The sequence below is a fragment of the Candidatus Acidiferrales bacterium genome (assembly GCA_035934015.1).
Classification (GTDB): domain Bacteria; phylum Acidobacteriota; class Terriglobia; order Acidiferrales; family UBA7541; genus DAHUXN01.
On the sequence record DASYYH010000027.1, the window covers coordinates 71,817 to 91,006 of the forward strand.

The following is a 19,190-nucleotide window of genomic DNA, read 5'->3' on the forward strand; positions in this document are numbered from 1 at the left end:
AAGTTCCGCGAGTCGTTGCTCGCCGGGAAGTCGCTGAAGCCGAACGCCCGAGGATGGCGGATCAATCCGCAGCGACCGCTTTCTTGCGGTGGTAGTCCACCGCGTTCGCCGCGTTCCGGGCCTTCTCGTCCTTCGTCTTCAGGGCTTGAGCATACAATTTCAAAACATCAAGGCTCTCATGCCCGATCCAAACGCGCAGGGTCAGCAAGTCCACATCCGGCTGGCGCAGCATGTTCGTCGCCCATGTGTCCCTGCAACGATGCAAGATCGCGCCCTCGACGCCAGCACGCTTGGCTACGCGCTGGATGATCCGCAGCAAGTGTCGGTTGACCTTACCGCATTTCGCCGGGAACACAAGCACATCCTTCGCGCCTCGCTTCGCCTTGAGTGCTGCGATCAGCGAATCCGATAGCGGGATGCGCCGCGTGCCAGCAGTCGTCTTGGGCTTCCAGCCGTATTCCAGCTTGGCGTGAATCCACACGGTTTTGGCAGCGTAGTCGATGTCGCCCCATTGCAGGTGCGCGGCTTCCATGTTCCTGCACCCGGAGCCTAGCATGAACCTGATGAAGAGAGCCTCGTCTTCGTCCGCCGCGCAAAGCATCGCCTCAACCTCTTCATCGGAGTACGGCGCAGGCTCGGTGTCTGGGAAGTCGGGCCAATCGTCTGATGTGAGCAGACCCCTGACGGACAGCAGCGGGTTCTTCTTAAGCATCGTGGTTGCTGACATAAGGTCGCCGACGACAGTCCAAGGCATGTAGCCCTCCGAGTACAGCCAGTCCCGATACGCCAACATATCGTGGCGATCCAAGTTCGCGACGTGCTCCTTCTTACGTTGTGTCCGGCAGAACTCAGCGAAGCGTCGAAGCTCCTGAGCCTTCACGCGGACAGTCTTGGCGACGTGGTTGTTCTCGGCCCAAAGCAAGTCGATATACTTCTCGGCGGCGTCGGCAATCCCAACGCGCCCGTCAAGTGGCGGGATTACCTTCACCGGGACGCGCTTGAGAGACGGCGTGTTCAGGGAGGGATCAGAGAGCCGAAGCTCCTTCTCCAACGCCAGCTTTCTTGCGCCCGCGAAGTCCGTGCCTTTCGGGAGCGTTTCCCAGACGCGCTTCATGTTGTCCCCTGTGTAGCGGATGATGAACGACGTGCGGTCTTTCGGATAGATTCCCCGTGAATCGGTCTTGTGGTACTTCCCGCGTTCGTCGCGGGTGTAAAGCGAAACTTTGGTGTTCACTGCGTTTTCCCCTATTTATGCGCCGGGGCTTAAGCCCCTCTAGGAGAAATACTGTCTGGCGGGGAAAATCAGGGGTTTGGGTAGCACGGTAGCAGAAAAACGGCGCAACCCTTTTGCTTTGAAGATTGGTAGGGGCGGTGGGGATCGAACCCACGACCTTCGGCTTAAAAGGCCGCTGCTCTACCACTGAGCTACGCCCCTAAAAAATAGGAGTGAACGATATTAACGTGAGCGAGGCGCGACCGCAACCGAAGCCGCACGCAAGAATCACAAAGCATCGAGGAGTTCGGCCAAATCAGCTGCTCTCCAGAAGCTCGCGCGGGAAACGGGCTCGATTGTTCGCGATGAAATCAGGACACAAAACTCTTGTTGAGAGCAGGAGATCGTTTCTCCCGTTTGCGCTTCCATTCATAATCCTTGCGCAGCTTGCCCATGTGTTTTTTGAGTTGCGCAATGACTTCGCCGAACGCAGCGCGCACGCTTCCCACGACATCATCAGCTTCTCCGGTGGCGTGGAGGGTCCCGGTGGGCAACGACAAATTCAGGGAAAGCGCGAAGCTATTGCGATGAGGAATCCGTTCAAAAGCTCCATGCAATTGCACTAAATCGGGCGCAAATCGCTTAAGAAATTTCTCCAATTTTACGGCGTTGGAATCCAGTTCTCGTTCGGTCTGTTCGCGCAGCTCTGCCTGCTTGTAGCTGAATGAGGTTTTCATGGGAAACTCCTCGGTTGTTAAACGCGGAAGGGAGGGCAAAAAATCTGTTCATGGCGTCGCCCACAAACCAAGAATAGCAGCGCAGCGGAGGGGGTGCAAGTCCCGGCTTACGGGAATGCGAAGAAAGCTTTGCTGACCGGTAGGTCAGTGAACCATCTCTTTTTATCGCGTGGATGCTGACCCTGCGGCAGGCTTTTCTACTTCTTGAACAAGTCTTCAAAAGCCTTGCGAGCGTCATCGGGGCGGCCGTTGGACGCTGGCGCGGGACTGGGACTTGTCGCGTAAGTGACTGGTGAAGTGTCCTTTTCCACGGTCATGCGAAACTCGAAAAATGCGCACTCATTCTTGGCATCTTTTCGCGGGATGCGTTCAGGCACAGGCTGCGTGCACTCGAATTGCGCGCCCGTGTCGAAATGAACGCATTGCTTGCAGCAGTGCAGCTCGGAGTGGCACTTCGGGCACTGCCCATTCTGGTCGAAGCCTGGCGCCAGGATGTTTCCGCAATTCGAACAGCGGGCGCGCATCACGGTCCCGACCATGCGCGGCGTGCGCGGGCCCATCTGCTCCTGGCGAGGGCGCGGCTCCGGCGAATGTTCCTTTTTCTTATCTTCGCGATCGCGCTCGCTATATCCCTTCTGCTTATACTTCCGTTCCATAGATTTCCTCCGGGATACTACTCATGATATTCCCAAAAAACATTGCGGAATCGCAGAAAAATCACTCGCGAACGATGCCAGGCCAAATCAAAGGCGATTCCGAGCCGCAAATCTTCCAGTCATGGAATGCGTTTTCACTGAAGCCGCAGAAACATCTCCAAACAGTTCGCGAGCAAAACATTCTTCGCAGCCATGAAATATCTCGTCTTTTTGCCAAAGTAAACGCCGGCTGAAATTAAAAACGAGCTTTCGGGGAACCTTCCGACTGGCGCTCCAAAAGGAGTACAACCATTTTACTCCTTTGCCCACCAATGGCAAATGCCTTCCACGGCCAAGTCCGGAATTAGGATCTTTCGCGGAGCGCCAGAGGCAGCGAGCAAAGCCTCTGCTGCCAAATATCCGCTGCGCACAGCGCCCTCCATAGTCGCAGGCCAGCCAGTCTGCGTCCAATCCCCTGCGAGAAAAAAATTGTCGTTCTTTGTTTTCTGCTCCGGGCGAAAAGCATCGGAGCCCGGCTCGGGCGAAAATGTCGCGTTCACTTCCTTCACGACGGTCGCTTTTTGCAGTTTCGCGCTACGTGTCGCAGGCAGCGCCTCCTGCAGCTCCGTCACGCAAAGGTCGATGATTTCCTGGCGAGAGCGCGGGATCAAATCATACGAGGCGCTAATCACAAGCTGAAGATACTGGCCGGGTTCGCGCGACGGCGTGCTTGCTGATTTTTCGACAGGGCCATAAAGCATCGATTTATTGAAAACCCATTGAACGGTGTGGTCGAGGAGGGTAAGAAACGGCTTGTCCAGCACTTCGCGGTCGTACCAAAGATGCACGCCAGTGATGGGAGATGTGCGCAAATGGCTGAGCGCGGCGAATTCGGGCCGGCTCTTGATTTCTTCCGGAAGGATCTGGAGCAGGCCGTCATGCGGAACGGCCAAGATGCACGCATCGGCGCGCATCTCGCTGCCGTCGTCCATCGCAAGTGACTGAAATCTGCCCTGCCTGAAGCGGATGCCTCGCACGGTGGCGCGCGTTTTGACCTCGCCGCCACGGCGCTCGATCGCTTCGCGACAACCTGCGTAAAGCTCTCCCAGCGGCACTGAAGGTATGCCGAGCACGTACCCTTTGCGATTGGCGAGAAATGCCTTCCAGAAAACGTCGACGCCGTAGTGCGCATCCGTGCGTTCCAATTCTTCGTCGAGCGCGCTGACCAGCACAACACGCCAGAAGCGCGCAATCGCGTCCTCCGTCTGACCGTTGCGCCGCAGCCAATCGAGCATCGAAACGCCATGAACATCGGCCGGACGCCCGCCGGAGCGCACAATCGCGAGCATGGCGCGGGCGATGGAGCGCTTGTCTCTGAAAGAAAGCGCGCCAAACCGCAAGAATGAAAAGCTGGTGTGAAACGGCGCGGGAAGCGGCGAGGAATAAATCGAACTGACGCTGCCGTTTCGGTCGGCAAAATACAGGCGGCTATAGTTCCGGATTTTCGATTCCGCTCCAACGCGGCGGTAAAAATCAGCGAGGTTCGTGCAGCAGCCGAGAGTCACGTGCTGGCAATTGTCAACATGGCTGCCATCGGGAAGGGCATAGGAAGTCGCACGCCCGCCCAGATAGGGGCGTTTTTCCACCAGATGAACGCGCAGGTCGGCGTCAGCGAGAGCTGTGGCCGCCGACAGTCCCGCCAGACCTCCGCCGACGATGATCACTGTTTCGCAGCGCATCTCTCTCCCCAAGCCAACCCATCCGCGCCCGGATCAGAATCCATACTTTTTCCGGGGTCGAAAGCCGCGGGGGCGGCGGAGCGAGAACCGCAAAGTTCCGCCGCTCGATCTTTTCCAGAATTCCGGAATAAATCCGTGCCATGGCCCACAGTGCAGCGTGGCTATCTTCGCTCACCAATCCGAGCAACGGCCAGCCTTCGCGGTAAAATTGCCAGGCGCGGTCACTTTCGAATTGCACCAACGGCGCGATTGCCGCGCTTGCATTCGCATCACCTAGCTGCTGAGGGTCGCACTGGAAGCGAGCAAAGTCTTCGTTGGGCAGGTAAACACGCCCCATGGCATGGTCGCGCGGAAGGTCACGCAAAATGTTCGTCAATTGAAATGCGATGCCGAGCTTTTCAGCAAGCTCCGGGGCGTGCGGGTCAGAAAAACCAAAAACGTAAAGGCAGCACAGGCCGACAGTCCCTGCGACACGATAACAGTATTCGCGCAAAGCATCGAAGGTCTGATACGAGGAAATCGTCAGGTCCATCTCCGCGCCGGAAATCAAATCATGAAGATAGAGCTGTGGAATCGCGTAGGCCGAAACCGCATGGCGGAGCGCGGGCCATACAGGATCGTCCTGGCTGCCGCCAGCCAATCCCTTATCCATTTCCGCGCGCCGCTCGCTCAGGCGCCGGCACTTGTCTTCGATGGTTCCCGGCTCGTCCGAGATATCGTCCACGCCGCGCATGAAGGCATACAGCGCGCATAGCGCATCGCGCTTCGCGGCCGGCAGCAGCATAAACCCGTAGTAAAAATTGCGCGCGGCTGCACGGGCGATTTTTCGACAATGATCGTAAGAGGCAGAAACAGCGACGTTATCAGGCATGCCGACCGGCAATCGAGGCGCTTTCGGTTTTTGAGCCGCCATCCTTGGGATGGCCTGACGACGAGCCAAACTTCGCGAGAAGCCGCGAGAGCATGGCGCGCCCGAGGAGCCGGGCCTGCACGCGGCGGTCAAGAGCAGGGCGATGATTCAGCGTGTCGTAACCCATGGATTCGATGGCATCGAGAACCGCACAGCCGCCGCGATTGAAGAGTTCGAGGTCCACGCGAAATTCCTTCGAGACACGCTCCGCCAAGGGCGCTCCGATTGCGAAAAGAGCACGCGTCCGTGCGATTAGATCCTTCATCAGCGCGATATAACGCGAGTCGAATCGCCTGGAAACGATATCATCTTGCGAGACGCCGTGGGACGCGGCAATCTCCAAGGGAATATAGATGCGGCCTTTTTCAAGGTCGCGCCCGACGTCCTGCCAGAAATTAGCGAGCTGTAAAGCCGTGCACGTTGCGTCGGAAAGCGATTGGCGCTCAGCGTCACCATAGCCCATGAGGTAAAGGACGAGCCGGCCGACCGGATTCGCCGAGTAACGGCAATACTCGATGACGTCGTCCCATTTCGCATAGCGGTGAACGGCCTGATCCTGCCGGAAGGCGATGAGCAAATCACGAAACGGATCGATGGGAATGCGGCATTCGCGCGCGGTTTCGCCCACAGCAATCAAAACAGGGTGAGTCGCGGCGCCGCGATACGCTCGCTCAAGCTCTTCCTGCCAGCCATTCAGCAGTTCGACCGCACGGCGAGGATCGGGAACTTCGTCGCCCAAATCATCAGCCCAGCGGCAATAGGCGTAGACATTATAAAAATGCTGATGCAGACGCTCTGGCAGCAACCAAGAGACGACGCGAAAATTTTCGTAGTGATGCGTGGCAAGCCAGCGCGTATAGCGCTGCGCTTCGGACGGAGCGCAATTTTCGGGAGGCAAGTTTCGCGCGATTTCCAGTTCGTACTGTCCGAGCATGGAGGAGCCCCGACTGATTAAGCCCAGGGATTGACCGCCGTCTTCAATTCACCGTTGCGATGCTTCATGTGTTCGAAAACGCGCGGCAATTCGGCCAACGGAATTTCGCCAGTGACGAAATCATCGGCGCGAACTTCCCCGCGCGAGATCGTGTCGAGCGCTTCGCGAATGAATCGCGGCGTGTGATGGAACGTAGCCTTGATGGTGATTTCCGAGTAATGCAGGAGCGCGGGATCGAAATGCACCTGCGTTCCATGCGGGCAGCCGCCGAACAGGTTCACTCTCCCGCCTTTTCTCACCATCTGCATGGCCCATTGCCAGGTCATGGCCGAACCGACGGCTTCGACAACGGCATCCGCGCCGCGGCCGCCTTCCGTCAACTGACGCACCAACTGCACCGGGCTGTCGATTTCAGAAACGTCAAACGCGGCGTAGGCGCCCAGGCGCTCCGCGGCCTGGATCTGATTCTTGCGTTTGCCGAGGGCAATCACGCGAACATCGCGTTCTGAAAGAACGCGAATGAACTTCAGGCCAATCGGCCCACAGCCGACGATGACCGCCGTATCGCCCGCTTGAATATTTGTCTCGTGAATTCCGCGCAGCACGCAGGCGAGAGGTTCGACCATCGCGGCGTCCCGAAAACTGACATGGTCGGGAATCTCTAAGAGATTTTGGCGCACAATCCGGCCAGGAATCCGCACGTACTCCGCGTAAGCGCCGTTATTGAACAGCAGGTCTTCACACAAATTCGGCTGGCCCTTGCGGCAATAGAGACATGAGCCGCACGGCGCAGAATTGGAGGGCACAACGCGCATGCCATTGTGAATCGTGCCCGCCACTGCCGAACCGGTTTCCTGCACAATGCCGGCCAGCTCGTGGCCAAAAATTGCCGGCGGGTGAATCATGCGCGGATGCGAGCCCTGCTTCCAGACCTTGAGGTCCGTGCCGCACGTCAGAGCCACCTGCACACGCACCAAAATCTCATCTTCGCCGACCGCAGGAATGCCGACGCGCTCGACCTTCAAATCTTCACGGCCATAGAGGACCGCCGCTGTCATTACCCCGTTGGAATCCGTCTTCATGAATGCACAATCACCACTTTCAAAGTATCTTCTTTAGGATGCGCCGCCAATTCCAGCGCTTCCGCAATGCGTTCGGTCGGGAACCGGTGAGAAACCAGTTGCGCCACAGGCATTCGCCGCTCGAACACTATCTCAGCATACTCCTGTTGCTCGGTAATTGATGCGCTATAACTTCCGAGAATTTCCTTCTCTTCAATCCCCACCGCCGCCGCCGGGAATTCGATGCGCAACACGGGATCATTATGGGCAAACAACATGACGCGGCCACCGGGCCGTGCCATGGCAAGCGCTTCGACGACAAGTTTCGGGTGCGGCGCCGCAAGCAAGACGACGTCAGCGCCTCTGCCTCGCGTGCGCTCGCGGACTTGCGTCTCTATACTATCTGATGCCGGATCGAAACTGGCCGTTGCGCCGAGCGCCAGGCTTGCAGCGCGCCGCGCCGGCAAAGGATCGGTTGTGACGATCTCCGCACCTTTCAGTTTACACAAGCCCGTCAAGAGCATGCCGATCGGCCCCTGGCCGATCACGACAGCGAATTCCCCGTCTGCAACGCGCGCTTTCCAGACGGCCTTGGCCGCTGTATTGACCGGCTCGATGAATGTCGCTTCTTCAAACGTGATATCTGCGGGAAGCGCTAACATGCCGCGCTCGACAATCCAGGGCATCGCGCGAACATACTGCCCGAATCCGCCGCCATTCGGCGTGAAGCCCGCGGTTAGGCCCACTTTCTTATATTGCGAGCATTGCGAGAATAGTTTGCGCTCACAGTAAAAGCACTTTTCGCACGGGACATGATGAAAGCTGACCACGCGGTCGCCCGGCTTGAATTTGCGCACGCCGCGGCCGACTTCGACGACCGTGCCCGCAAGTTCGTGTCCGAAGATTTGCGGAGGCTCCGCAAAACCGTGCGCGATTTTCTTAATATCGGTTCCGCAGATTCCGCATGCGGCGACACGAAACAAAACTTCTCCTTCGCCGATTTCAGGAATGGGAACTTCTTCGCAAACAACGCAGCCCTTGCCGCGATACACTCCAGCGAGCATTTTGCCGCTGGCGCGATTCTCGCGCGAATTACTTCCTATGTGCGCCGTCGTGGAACTCATTTGTGATACGCCTCGGCCATTTCCATTTGCGAAGCGGGATGCTTGGCGATGTCTGCCACGTAAGCATCCAAGACTTGCGCCAGTTTTGTTGCTGCCAACCGGCTATTGCGGCCAACGCGGACAAGGCCCGGCAATTTGTGCGGCGCGCGCGCAAGAGCCCGCGCTAGCTTCGATCGATCCAACCCTCCGTGTTCATTCAAGAAAGATTGAAAATCCATCGGCAGATTTTCGTCAGCCGAGTCGCTGATCGCGCGAATGGCAATCGCGGGAATACCGCTTGCAGAAGCCTCCGCGAGAATCGCGAAGCTCTCCATGTCAACCGCTTCCGCCATGCTGCTCAGCCGCGCCTTCCCTTCCGCCGTGAGAATCATGCTGGCTGCCGAGAGCAAGTGCTCCACGGCGATGAGTCCATGCCTCTGCGCGGCGACAAAGAGATCCGTGTTGCAATCCATCTTTCTTCCAGTTTCCAAATCCTTCGCACTGCGCGCGGCAAAGACACCTCCGATCCCAAGCGCAGGCCGCAAGGCGCCTGCAAGGCCCGATGAAATGCAGACGTCCGGCTTCCATTTCAAGGCTTCGGCAGCAACTCTTTTCGCGTGGATGGGGCCAACGCCGGTCAGCACAACGCGCGCCACCGCGTTACCAACCGCGCACTCATAAACCGGGAAAGCCACTCCCGCAACGCTGTCAAAAGAGCGCACGCCTCGCCACGGAGCGAATTCCACATCAAGAGCGAATGTGATCAGGATTTTCAAGGCCATTGTTCAAGCGGCAGAAGCCCGCGCTTCCTGCTTACGTCTTGGGAGATTTACATATCCGTGCTCAGCATACCATCCTACGGCGCGCTCGAGCGCACCTTCGACAGAACCAGGCTGGTAGCCTAATTCCTGGCGCGCCTTCGAGTCGCTGACAAACATCGTATGCCGCGCGATACGAACGCCTTCCAGCGGAATGCGCGGCTCTCGACCGGCGACGCGCGAAAAGGCCGCGTCAGCATAGGCGGCGAAAAGCGCAATCGAGTGAGAAATTTTTCGTGTCGGCGCGGCGACGTTTGTGATCTTCGCAAGCGCGTCGAGCAATTCCTTAAGCGTCATATTGCGTCCGCCGAGCAAATAGCGTTCGCCAATTTTCCCGAGCCGTGCCGCTTGAAGATGGCCTTCGGCGACGTCTTCGACGGGCGCGAAATTCAAGCCTGTGTCTATATAAGCCGGCATCTTGCCGCGCAGAAAATCCAAAATGATCTTACCGGTCGGCGTGGGCTTCCAGTCGCCGGGACCGACGGGCGTCGTCGGATTCACGATCACCACTGGCAAACCCTCGTGCGCGGCGCGCAGCGCCTCTTGCTCCGCGAGCAGCTTCGATTTCTTGTAATTTCCGATCATCTCATCGACCGTCGTCCGATTCGTTTCGTCCGGCACAGCATTGCCCCGAGGCACGGCAATCGTGGCAACGGTACTCGTATGAATGAAACGCTGGACTCGCGCACGTAAAGCCGCGGCAAGAAGATTTTTCGTTCCTGTTACGTTGCTTTCGTAAATTTCCTGAGGATTGCGGGCCCAGAGGCGGTAATCCGCAGCGACATGGTAGACCTGTTCAATCCCGGCGAGGGCGCGAACGAGCGAAGATTCGTCGCGCAAGTCGCCTTCGACCCATTCGACCTCAACCCCGGCCAGCGACTGACGCTGGCTCCCTCTGCGCGCGAGCGCCCGAACAGTTTCACCGGAAGCAGCCAGGCGACGGGCAACGTGGGAACCCACGAACCCGGTCGCGCCGGTAACCAACGTCCTCATAGAATACGGAAGGCCTCTTCCTTTTCGCGAGCTTGCGCGCCTGCGGCAGGGTCATAAGTTGCAGTTAAATTCGCCGTGTGGCCGTTTCCGTTCGTCTTCGGGACGCGATTACCATGGCCATTTGCACCTTTGCGGCCTCCGAGGCGTCCGGAAACCTGCCACTGAAGCATTTTCCAGGTATCGCCGAATTTGTGATTTCCGCCGAGCACAGCGGAAGCCTCGTATCCCGATTGCACCATGCAGTTTTCGCAGCGAGGGTCGCGGCCGTAGCCGTATTTTTCCCACGGTGTGTTGTTGATCAGGTCACCGAAGGTTTTGTGGTGCTCGTCCGTCATCAAATAGCACGGCCCTTTCCATCCGCGCGGGTTGTAGGTCGGATTGCCCCACGCCGTGCACATCAAATCGCGTTCGCCACGGAGGAATTCCATATAAATCGGCGACGTAATGACGTTGAACTGCTCCAGAAGCTTGCTCGCGCGCTGGAATTTTTCGTTCACGTCCTGGCGCGACATGAAAATGTCCTTTGTCTGCACCGATGCGTACGAATACGCAGGCGAGAGCATGTTGCCATCCACTCCCAGCGTGCGCAGAAAGGCGAAGAGTTCAGCAACTTCCTCGATGTCCGTCTCTTTGTAAATCGTCGTATTCGAGCAAACAAGGAAGCCGGCGGCTTTGGCCGCTTTGATTCCCTCAATAGCTTGGCGGAAGACGCCGTCACGTTCCACGCAAAGATCGTGCGTCTTCTCCAAGCCATCCAGGTGCACATTGAAGAAGAAGCGGGACGTCGGCTTGAATTCGCTCAGCCGTTTTTGGATGAACATGCCGTTGGTGCAAAGATAGATGTTCTTTTTGCGCGCCAAAATTTCCTTCACCAGGCGGCCAATCTCCGGATAAATCAAAGGCTCCCCGCCACAAATGGAAACGATGGGCGCGCCGCAGTCCTCAAGCGCGGCAATGCACTGCTCCACAGTCAGCATTTCATTGATCGTGCCTTTATATTCGCGGATGCGACCACAGCCGGTGCACGTCAGATTGCAAGCGTGCAGCGGCTCGAGCATCATGACCAGCGGAAATTTCTTCTCTCCGCGAATGGCCTTCCCGGCCAGATATTTCGTCAGGTTCGCCGTCAAACTTAGCGGAAACCTCATCGTTTGCCCCCATGTCCATTGCGATAAATAAATTCACTGGCGTTAAATTGAAACGGTTTCAGACTATTTTGTGGGCCTCTGCGCATGTTGCGATATCGCGCCAGCGCATAGAGCGGGAAAGAATTCCGGTACAGATGGTATTTCAAGTAAAACACGCAAGGGAAGCCTGTGCCAGTAAACGCATCTTCATCCCAGGAACCATCTTCATTCTGATGTTCGATGAGCCATTCTACGGCCCGCTGCACGGCAGGATCATCCGGAGACACAACAGCGAGCAAGCCGATTAGACCCCACGCCGTTTGCGACGCAGTGCTCGGTCCCTGTCCCTTCAGCGATGGATCGACGTAGGAAAGCGGCGTTTCGCCAAATCCTCCATCCGCATTCTGCACCTTTTTCAGCCAATCAACGGCGCGATGCCCTTCTACGCTTTCTCCCAATCCTGCAACTTCGAGAGCGCGCAGTACGCCGCTCGTTCCGTAGACATAATTGGAACCCCAGCGTCCATACCAAGCGCCTTCCGGCGTTTGCTCACGTTGCAGGTACTGAAAGGCCCTGCGAATCGCCGGGTGAGAAGCGGACCAGCCGTATTTCGCCAGGCATTCGATCGAGCGAGCCGCAACATCGGCGGTCGAAGGATCGATCATGGCGTTGTGATCCGCGAACGGAATCTGTGTCAGCAGGACGTGGTCGTTGTCGCGGTCAAACGCACCCCATCCTCCATCGCGATTCTGCATGCTCAGCAGCCATGTCAATCCGCGGCGTGCCGCCTGTTCAAAGCGCACAGGCTCGGAGTGTTCCACCGGCTGCAGTGCCATCAACACAAACGCCGTGTCGTCAACATCCGGGTAAAAGTCATTGCGAAACTCGAAAGCCCAGCCGCCCGGCGGCGCGTCTTTGTTCTTCACTTGCCAGTCGCCAGGTCCCAAAATCTGATGATCGATCAGCCATTGCGAAGCGGTTTGCAGCGCTGGATGCGCCGAGTCGACACCCGCCTCTTCGAGCGACACCATGGCGATCGCAGTGTCCCACACCGGCGAAATGCACGGCTGCATGCGTAGTGTGTCGTTCTCCTCGATTTCGAATGTGGAAACCCAGCCCATTTCGCGCATGATCAATGGATCTTCCGGGGGATAGCCCAGCGTGAGCATGGCATAAATCGAATGCGCCATAGCGGGGAAAATTGTCGCAAGACCTTCGGTGCGCTCGATATGTTGGAACATCCATCGCTTGGCCTCTTCGACAGCGCGCCGGCGAAATGGTTTCCACGGCAGCGCTTCGTGAATCTTCAGTATGCGGTCGATAGCGAGAAATAGATTGCGCCAGGAGATGATTTTCCGGCTCCATGCGAGCGCCTTGTGCTTGTTCTTGGGATCCAGGAAGAGCTCGTCCACACTCGGCATCTTCCCGGCTTTCCAATCCGGCTTCAGCGCATAAATAATCGTCAGCGGCACGACAATCGCACGGGTCCACGAAGACATGTCGTACAAATTCACGAAAAACCAATTCGGCAGCAGCAAAAGCTCAGGTGGAATTGCCGGGACCATATCCCAGCCAATCGCGCCGGTCATGGCGAGATAAAAGCGGACATAAGAATTGGTGGACTCCAGCCCGCCCAATTCGTGGATGGCCTTTCGCGCGCGCGAGAGGTGAGGGGAATCGGCAGAGTCGCCCGCGAGTCGCAGTGCAAAGTAGGCTTTCACGCTCGTATTCAGCTCAGCGGGCCCATCGGGGTAGATATTCCAGCCGCCATTTGAAAGCTGCTTTTTGCGAAGGTAATTGGCCAGCATCCGGACTTTGTCGCTCTTGATGTCTCTGCGAAGGTAGTTCAGCAGAATATGGTCGGACTCTAGAGTCGTGTCAGCTTCCAGTTCGCCCCACCAGTACCCATCCGCCGTCTGCAGCGACAACAAGTGCTGCACGCTCCGCTCAACAGCGTCCGCAACTCGCGAATCGTGTTTACCTTCGTGGACACGAACGCGCTTCACCGCCGTCGCAGTTTGTATTTGAGCTTCCGGCATTTGCATGCCTTCGGACATCGTTTCAACCTTCCCGACCAGAAATCCCACGCCAAGCCGCAATCCCTATTTGGATTGCGCGCCCGCGCTTCAGTTTGCGGGCACGAAAACACAGCAACAACTCCACGGGCTACGCGCCGCCCCGCGCAATTAAGTGATTATCGCCGCAAGGCTCTTCCGCGGCGGACACGCTTCCGGATGTAAGATGCCGCCAAGTCCCAGGACGTATCCCGCACAGCCTTGCAATAAAGTGCTATTCAAGAATGAGCTACAAATGCAAGAACTTACACACACGCTCCCCTCAAATTATCACTGGTGCATAGTACCCCGGTCAACACAAAAAGACATCCATGATTCGGTAGACGAATCTTAACTATTCAGGGTGTTGCCGATAAACCGGCGCAGTCCCGCCCCAAGAGGCTTGCCGAAGGGTTGCAGGTACACCGGGCTCGCGACAATTTGGGTTGATTCGATTCCCCGCCAAGGTTCGCCAAACATGGGGAAGCGCAAGACCACGGCAGCCGCTTGGCCGAGCGCCTCGCGTGCAGACGGCTTGAAATCCCTTCGACGAGGGTCCAAAACGAGCAGGGTCAAAGATGGGCGCAGATATCCTAAGGCAGAATTGCCTTCAATGAGAACCGCCTGAGCGCCCGCGATCAGTTGCTTGATTTCGCGCATAGCTACCGCGAGATACCCTGCGCGAATTTCGATCAAAAACGATCGATTCGCTCCCGCAGCAAGGTACCGCGACGTGTCCGACTTCCCTTCCCTGTCACTTTCTGCTTGAAACGCATAGCCCGCGCCGCCGGCGATTTGTTCCGTGTGGTGGCGGGTTATTTTTAATGCAAGCCAATCCTGCTCCGGGAATCCCCGAATAATATCGACGCCGAGTGCCGTCTTGCCAACGCCGCTGCATTGTCCGGCGATCAAAATGATTCGAGGCGACTCGCGTCCGCCGCCAATCACTCGGCGCGACATCGCGCTATTTCGCGTCACGCTTCTCTTCCAGTCTGCGAACTCGTTCTGCCAATTCGGGCAACCGCGCAAATTGCGCATATTGCTTTTTGAATTCGCCGAGTGGACGCGCCGGCGTGCCCCAAACCATTTGACCTTCACGGACCGTTTTGCCATTCAGGATGCCCGACTGCCCGCCCAAAATCGCTCCATCTTCGACTTTGCAGTGTTCGCCGAGTCCTGCTTGCCCGCCGATCAAAACATGCCGGCCAATGTCGCAGCTTCCCGAAATTCCCGTTTGTGCCGCGATAACCGTATGCTCTCCGACGCGCACGTTGTGCGCGATATGCACCAGATTATCCACCTTCACTCCTCGCTCGATGCGCGTCGTACCCAGCGACCCGCGTGCGATCGTCGAATTGCTCCCGATTTCAACATCATTGTCAATCTCGACGCCGCCGAGCTGCGGAAATTTCCAATTTTTTCCTTCGCCGTAGACGTATCCGAAACCGTCTCCACCGATGACTGCTCCTGCATGAACAATCACGCGGTTCGCCAATTTCGCGCCAGCGTAGAGCGTAACGCGCGGATACAACCGGCATGACTCTCCAATCTTCGCGCCACGTCCCACAAAGCAAAATGCTCCGATCTCCGTTCCTGCTCCAACAACCACACCCTCTTCGATCACAACGTACGGGCCGATATGCGCGCTCGCCGAGACCGTTGCCGAACCATCGATCAGAGCGGTGGGATGAACTCTTGAGGCGATTGGCTGCTGTTCCAGCATCCATGCAGCCGCTTTGGCAAACGCCAGCTTCGGCTCGCGCACGACGATGAGCGTTTTCCCGGGGAGCTTCATCCCTTCGCGCACCAGCGCACATCGGGCGGCCGAGGACTCGCAACGGGGCAGGTGCTTCGCGGCGTCGACATAGATTAAATCCTCCGCGCTCGCATCCTCCGGGCGGGCCAACCCGGAAATTACCACCCTCGCATCGCCCTCCACGGTCGCTTGCAAATGATCCGCAAGTTCCTGTGCGGTTCGCTTCATGATTTTTCTCCTCATCAAACTCTTTCACGCATTACGAAAATCATGCTTTATTGCTCGGTCTTTCGCAAAACTCTAGCGGGCATACAGCGGCGGCTCTCCCGGCGGACGATTTTTCCATCTCTTGTGCACCCAGAGCCATTGATCGGGATGGGCGCGAATGTAGTTCTCGATGGCCTGATTGAACCGAAGCGTGTTCTCGCGAATATCCGCATCTTCATCGTTCGATTGCACGAGCTTCACGGCCGGTTCAAAGCGCAGAGAATATTTCCGTTCAGAATCGTCCCAGGAGATAAACCCGGGAACGACAGCGGCGCCTGTCCGCGACGCGACGCGCGCAAGTCCCGTTGTAGTTGCAGCGGGAACGCCAAAAAAGTCGACGAAAATCCCTTCATCGAGGGAGGTGTTTTGATCCGCGAGGATTCCGATCGTGCCGCCGCTGTGGAGAACCCGCAGGATGACGCGTGCGGAATTATTTTTCTCGATCGGCTGATTGCCGGAAAGGCACCGATAGCGATTGATGAGTGCGTTGACGCGCGAATTATCGATCGCACGCGCAAGGAACGATAGAGGATTCCCATAAACTGCCTGCGCGAAGGGCGCGATTTCCCACGCGCTCATATGGCCGGTGAGAAAAATCACTCCCTTGCCCAGCCGCCGCGCGGCTTCAAAATTCTCGAAGCCATCGATCACGACGAGCCTCTCGATATTCTCGCGCGACCAATCCGGAAAATGCGCGAACTCCGCCGCCATCCAGCCGAGATGACGCGCCATGCTTCGAATCGTTTGCCGGCGTTGCGCGTCGGACCAGTCTGGAAATGCGAGACGAAGATTTACAAGCGCAGCGTGCCGCAGCGGCGGCCGGCACAGCAAAAGAAACCGGGCGATCTGCGCAGCAACAGCGCGTGCCAACGGCCGCGGAAGGAGCCCCAAAAATTTTAGAATCGTCCAGGCTGCGGCATATTCGCACCATTCACGCATCGCGCGCCATTCTGTCACAGACGTTTTCCGCGAACCAGCGCTGCTTCTTCAGAGTTGACCGACTCGTCTGATACACTCAGCCGCGATGGAAATGAGACGCGCATGGCCCCACCGAAAAATCGCCGCGGCAGTGGCCGCGCTGGCCGTTTTGCTCGTTTGCCTTTTCACGGGACTCTCCGCCATCGGCCTCGTTGGTCCCGATGAACCGCGCTACGCCTGGATCGCGCGAACCATGGCGCACAACGGCAATTGGATCACGCCGTATCTCTACGGAGCGCCCTGGTTTGAAAAGCCGATTTTCTATTATTGGGCCGCGGCCATTGGATTCAAACTCGTGCCTTCGCTGGAGTGGGCCGCGCGTTTGCCCTCGGCGTTCGCTGCGCTCGTCGCAGCTCTCGCTACGGCTTGGCTGGGGTGGAAGCGGTATGGCGAGCGAACGGCCTGGGCAATTCTGCTGATCTTCCCAACGTGCGCCGGCATCATTGCCTTCTCGCGCGCGGCTGCTCCTGACATGCTGTTCACAGCAAGCCTGGCGGTCGCACTCGTCTGCGCCACGAGTGTTTTGGAAAAGCAGGGATTATTTTGTGCATTTGACGGAAACGCTCAAAAAAATTCGCTGAGTTCGGGATCCCTCCGCGATAAGTTGCCCTTGATTTTTCTAGGAGTCTGGCTCGGCTTCGCGACACTCGCGAAAGGACCAGCCGCGCTAATTTTGTCCGGCGGAAGCGTCCTCCTATGGGCCATCGTAACGCGGCACCTGAAAAAAGCGATCCGGCTGCTTCATCCTCTCGCGATTCTATCTTTCTGTGTTGTTGCATTGCCCTGGTATGCCTTGTGCGCGTATTACAATCCCAGTTTTTTTCACACGTTCATCCTCTTGCATAATTTTCAACGCTACCTCACACCCGTCTTCCAGCATCGCCAGCCATTCTGGTTCTTCGGTCCAATTGTCCTCATCGGCCTGTTACCGTGGACAGCGCTGCTGATTGGCGCGGCAATCGACGGCCGCCGCATCTTTCGTGAGGGCTCATGGCGAAATTCTTTTGGATTTTTCGTCGCCTGCTGGGCGATCCTCCCATTCGTATTTTTCAGCTTTTCGCGATCGAAACTACCCGAATACATCTTGCCTATATTTCCGCCGCTGGTCCTTCTGCTTGGGCATTCCTTTATTCGCGCCATCGACAAGGCTCCGCGAACCGCCCAATGGCTCGGCGTGGCTACGGGCACAATGTGGGCGATTCTCGGAATTGCAGGCGCGGTTGGCTTTCAGAAGCTGCCGCCCTATGAGCCGCCGTACGCGAGCGGCACGCACAAGCTGGCTGTGGTTGCAATCTTGATCGGTGTGTTCACCGGCGTGGCCGTCGAATGCCTCAGCCTGGCTCGCCGCGCGTGGTACGCGCTGGTGTTCACGTCGCTTGTATGCGCGGCCTCGGTTTTGGTCGCCGGCGTGCGCATTTTGCCGGAGCTCGACCCTTTGCTTTCCACGCGCCCGCTCGCGCATGAAATTCAGCATTTGCTTCCGTCGCGTTCGGCCTCTCCCGATTCGCAACTTTATTCTGTTGGCAATGTCAACCGCAACTGCGGCTATGGCCTTCGCTTCTATTTAGGCCTCGATAAAATTGCGCAGTTCACGCCAGGGGGAGCGCACGAGGATTTTGTGCTCTTGAGTGGAGACGGTGACATGACATTGAACTACCTGGGAATCATTCACCGCAAAATCATTGCGAAGTTCCTTCCCTATTGTTGGGTCGAGTCGTTGCCCTCACAACAGACTTCGGGGGCAAAGTAGCAGTTATTGCGCTGGTTGTCCGCCGGGCGGCAGGTTCTGCAGGAAAAAACTCACAACCTTGTTTTCGTAATCCCGCCGCCCTTCGTCGCTCATCTCCGCGTACGTCAGCGAATCTACCAGATGATCTTTGGGCCCGGGAGCGGCCTCAAACATGTGCAGAGTTTCTTTATCCAGCTCCGCCTTATCCGTCGATTCGATGAACAGCTTAGGAATTCCCTGCAGCCTTCCGAGCTGATCCGTCAATGGGCGAACAGAACTGTACTGGCGATTCAGGAGTCGAAAGCCAATCAAACAAAATGTCCTTGCAAGAGGAAGCGAACCAAGCCCCGCGTGTCCCACTTGAATAAGAAGGAAATCGGATGGCTGGTTGTACACCGAATCCACGGCGACGGCTTCGATCTTCGACTCTCGGATCGCAGCCGAAAGCGCCGCATAGGCGCCGAGATCCGTGCCCCAGACACCGAAGCGTGCCCTGTCGATATCATCGCGCTGCTCGAGGCCGTGAATCGCCGCGAGCAATTCCTGAGTTTCCTGATAGCCCAGCGTCGTCCGGCCGGGAACAGCGCCATGGCCAATGAAATCGAAAAGAAACACGTTGAACTGGTGCTCCTGAAGAGCCGTCACGAGCGTCAGAATATCCGCCCTCTGCGATCCATATCCGTGACACAAAACAATCGTTGGCGCGCGCATCAAGCCGGGGAAAAACCATCCTTCGCGCGAGCCCGCACCGGGGATCGTGAAGTTGTATGTCGTCGGGTGACCCATCAGCAGAGTGACGTCTACGTTCGCCGGGTTCCGTGGCGGGGTCAAAACTTGATAGAGCAAGTAGCCGGAGATCGTCGTGGCAGCGAGGAAAACGAACAGCGCCAGGGCTAGGAGCGATCCCAGAACGCGTATGATACGCGCAATCACTCCACGCAGATTGGGCAAACGGCTCATTCTAAATTGATGACGTCCCCCACGTGAACGCGCGGAGTGTAGCATATTTGGCCGCTGTCGCCAGATCGGCGCAAGAAGTGCGCGGGCAATTGATTAACGAGCTGGAATGAGCTTTTTTTTGCGCCAACGCAAGAATCCGGTGGGGGCGCACTTAATCTTCTGCGAACCCTGGTCAG

At 57.3% G+C, this 19,190-nt stretch carries 17 protein-coding genes and 1 tRNA gene; 1 reads left to right on the plus strand and 17 read right to left on the minus strand.

What is annotated here, in order from left to right; genetic code table 11:
• Positions 1 to 61: 61 nt before the first annotated feature.
• The 16 genes from VGR81_13370 to VGR81_13445 form a co-directional block, all read right to left on the minus strand.
• Complete coding sequence (locus VGR81_13370; GenBank protein HEV2289928.1) at positions 62 to 1,234, minus strand: site-specific integrase; 1,173 nt, start codon at positions 1,232 to 1,234, stop codon at positions 62 to 64.
• 126 nt (positions 1,235 to 1,360) lie between these two features.
• Positions 1,361 to 1,435 (minus strand) — tRNA-Lys (locus VGR81_13375).
• A gap of 149 nt (positions 1,436 to 1,584) precedes the next feature.
• Positions 1,585 to 1,950 (minus strand): HPF/RaiA family ribosome-associated protein, encoded by a 366-nt coding sequence (locus tag VGR81_13380; protein HEV2289929.1) that lies wholly within the window; start codon positions 1,948 to 1,950, stop codon positions 1,585 to 1,587.
• 197 nt (positions 1,951 to 2,147) lie between these two features.
• Complete coding sequence (locus tag VGR81_13385; GenBank protein HEV2289930.1) at positions 2,148 to 2,606, minus strand: hypothetical protein; 459 nt, start codon at positions 2,604 to 2,606, stop codon at positions 2,148 to 2,150.
• Positions 2,607 to 2,899: 293 nt separating this feature from the next.
• Positions 2,900 to 4,324: a hydroxysqualene dehydroxylase HpnE gene (gene hpnE / locus VGR81_13390; protein ID HEV2289931.1), complete on the minus strand. Its 1,425-nt coding sequence runs from the start codon at positions 4,322 to 4,324 to the stop codon at positions 2,900 to 2,902.
• Positions 4,254 to 5,237: a phytoene/squalene synthase family protein gene (locus VGR81_13395; protein ID HEV2289932.1), complete on the minus strand. Its 984-nt coding sequence runs from the start codon at positions 5,235 to 5,237 to the stop codon at positions 4,254 to 4,256. Before VGR81_13395 ends, hpnE begins: the two co-directional genes overlap by 71 nt.
• Positions 5,188 to 6,168 carry a squalene synthase HpnC gene (gene hpnC / locus VGR81_13400; GenBank protein ID HEV2289933.1) on the minus strand — a complete coding sequence of 327 codons (981 nt, stop codon included), beginning with the start codon at positions 6,166 to 6,168 and terminating at the stop codon, positions 5,188 to 5,190. Before hpnC ends, VGR81_13395 begins: the two co-directional genes overlap by 50 nt.
• Positions 6,169 to 6,185: 17 nt before the next feature.
• Positions 6,186 to 7,250: an alcohol dehydrogenase catalytic domain-containing protein gene (locus tag VGR81_13405; protein ID HEV2289934.1), complete on the minus strand. Its 1,065-nt coding sequence runs from the start codon at positions 7,248 to 7,250 to the stop codon at positions 6,186 to 6,188.
• Positions 7,247 to 8,353, minus strand: a complete 1,107-nt coding sequence (locus tag VGR81_13410) for an alcohol dehydrogenase catalytic domain-containing protein (GenBank protein ID HEV2289935.1) — start codon at positions 8,351 to 8,353, stop codon at positions 7,247 to 7,249. The genes VGR81_13405 and VGR81_13410 overlap by 4 nt, the downstream gene beginning before the upstream one ends.
• Entirely contained in the window at positions 8,350 to 9,114 is a 765-nt protein-coding gene (locus VGR81_13415; protein HEV2289936.1) for a hypothetical protein, read from the minus strand. The genes VGR81_13410 and VGR81_13415 overlap by 4 nt, the downstream gene beginning before the upstream one ends.
• Positions 9,115 to 9,117: 3 nt before the next feature.
• Complete coding sequence (gene hpnA, locus VGR81_13420; protein HEV2289937.1) at positions 9,118 to 10,143, minus strand: hopanoid-associated sugar epimerase; 1,026 nt, start codon at positions 10,141 to 10,143, stop codon at positions 9,118 to 9,120.
• Positions 10,140 to 11,291: an adenosyl-hopene transferase HpnH gene (gene hpnH, locus VGR81_13425; protein HEV2289938.1), complete on the minus strand. Its 1,152-nt coding sequence runs from the start codon at positions 11,289 to 11,291 to the stop codon at positions 10,140 to 10,142. The genes hpnA and hpnH overlap by 4 nt, the downstream gene beginning before the upstream one ends.
• Positions 11,288 to 13,309 (minus strand): squalene--hopene cyclase, encoded by a 2,022-nt coding sequence (gene shc, locus VGR81_13430; GenBank protein HEV2289939.1) that lies wholly within the window; start codon positions 13,307 to 13,309, stop codon positions 11,288 to 11,290. Before shc ends, hpnH begins: the two co-directional genes overlap by 4 nt.
• Positions 13,310 to 13,675: 366 nt before the next feature.
• Positions 13,676 to 14,284 (minus strand): hypothetical protein, encoded by a 609-nt coding sequence (locus VGR81_13435; GenBank protein ID HEV2289940.1) that lies wholly within the window; start codon positions 14,282 to 14,284, stop codon positions 13,676 to 13,678.
• A 4-nt stretch (positions 14,285 to 14,288) separates the two neighbouring features.
• Positions 14,289 to 15,308 (minus strand): UDP-3-O-(3-hydroxymyristoyl)glucosamine N-acyltransferase, encoded by a 1,020-nt coding sequence (gene lpxD / locus VGR81_13440; GenBank protein HEV2289941.1) that lies wholly within the window; start codon positions 15,306 to 15,308, stop codon positions 14,289 to 14,291.
• A gap of 72 nt (positions 15,309 to 15,380) precedes the next feature.
• A complete protein-coding gene (locus tag VGR81_13445) occupies positions 15,381 to 16,304 on the minus strand; it encodes a lysophospholipid acyltransferase family protein (protein ID HEV2289942.1) in 924 nt (307 codons plus the stop codon).
• A 73-nt stretch (positions 16,305 to 16,377) separates the two neighbouring features.
• On the opposite strand from VGR81_13445, the gene VGR81_13450 reads away from it, so the two are divergent.
• Positions 16,378 to 18,075: a phospholipid carrier-dependent glycosyltransferase gene (locus VGR81_13450; GenBank protein ID HEV2289943.1), complete on the plus strand. Its 1,698-nt coding sequence runs from the start codon at positions 16,378 to 16,380 to the stop codon at positions 18,073 to 18,075.
• A 3-nt stretch (positions 18,076 to 18,078) separates the two neighbouring features.
• Here VGR81_13450 and VGR81_13455 read toward each other — a convergent pair whose 3' ends face one another.
• Positions 18,079 to 19,014, minus strand: a complete 936-nt coding sequence (locus tag VGR81_13455; GenBank protein HEV2289944.1) for an alpha/beta fold hydrolase — start codon at positions 19,012 to 19,014, stop codon at positions 18,079 to 18,081.
• Positions 19,015 to 19,190 lie beyond the last annotated feature (176 nt).

Coding starts and splice junctions, on each gene's coding strand:
- VGR81_13380 (HEV2289929.1), bottom strand. CDS start 1,950: ATGAAAACCTCATTCAGCTACAAGCAGGCAGAGCTGCGCGAACAGACC.
- VGR81_13385 (HEV2289930.1), bottom strand. CDS start 2,606: ATGGAACGGAAGTATAAGCAGAAGGGATATAGCGAGCGCGATCGCGAA.
- hpnE (HEV2289931.1), bottom strand. CDS start 4,324: ATGCGCTGCGAAACAGTGATCATCGTCGGCGGAGGTCTGGCGGGACTG.
- VGR81_13395 (HEV2289932.1), bottom strand. CDS start 5,237: ATGGCGGCTCAAAAACCGAAAGCGCCTCGATTGCCGGTCGGCATGCCT.
- hpnC (HEV2289933.1), bottom strand. CDS start 6,168: ATGCTCGGACAGTACGAACTGGAAATCGCGCGAAACTTGCCTCCCGAA.
- VGR81_13405 (HEV2289934.1), bottom strand. CDS start 7,250: ATGAAGACGGATTCCAACGGGGTAATGACAGCGGCGGTCCTCTATGGC.
- VGR81_13410 (HEV2289935.1), bottom strand. CDS start 8,353: ATGAGTTCCACGACGGCGCACATAGGAAGTAATTCGCGCGAGAATCGC.
- VGR81_13415 (HEV2289936.1), bottom strand. CDS start 9,114: ATGGCCTTGAAAATCCTGATCACATTCGCTCTTGATGTGGAATTCGCT.
- hpnA (HEV2289937.1), bottom strand. CDS start 10,143: ATGAGGACGTTGGTTACCGGCGCGACCGGGTTCGTGGGTTCCCACGTT.
- hpnH (HEV2289938.1), bottom strand. CDS start 11,291: ATGAGGTTTCCGCTAAGTTTGACGGCGAACCTGACGAAATATCTGGCC.
- shc (HEV2289939.1), bottom strand. CDS start 13,309: ATGCCGGAAGCTCAAATACAAACTGCGACGGCGGTGAAGCGCGTTCGT.
- VGR81_13435 (HEV2289940.1), bottom strand. CDS start 14,284: ATGTCGCGCCGAGTGATTGGCGGCGGACGCGAGTCGCCTCGAATCATT.
- lpxD (HEV2289941.1), bottom strand. CDS start 15,308: ATGAAGCGAACCGCACAGGAACTTGCGGATCATTTGCAAGCGACCGTG.
- VGR81_13450 (HEV2289943.1), top strand. CDS start 16,378: ATGAGACGCGCATGGCCCCACCGAAAAATCGCCGCGGCAGTGGCCGCG.
- VGR81_13455 (HEV2289944.1), bottom strand. CDS start 19,014: ATGAGCCGTTTGCCCAATCTGCGTGGAGTGATTGCGCGTATCATACGC.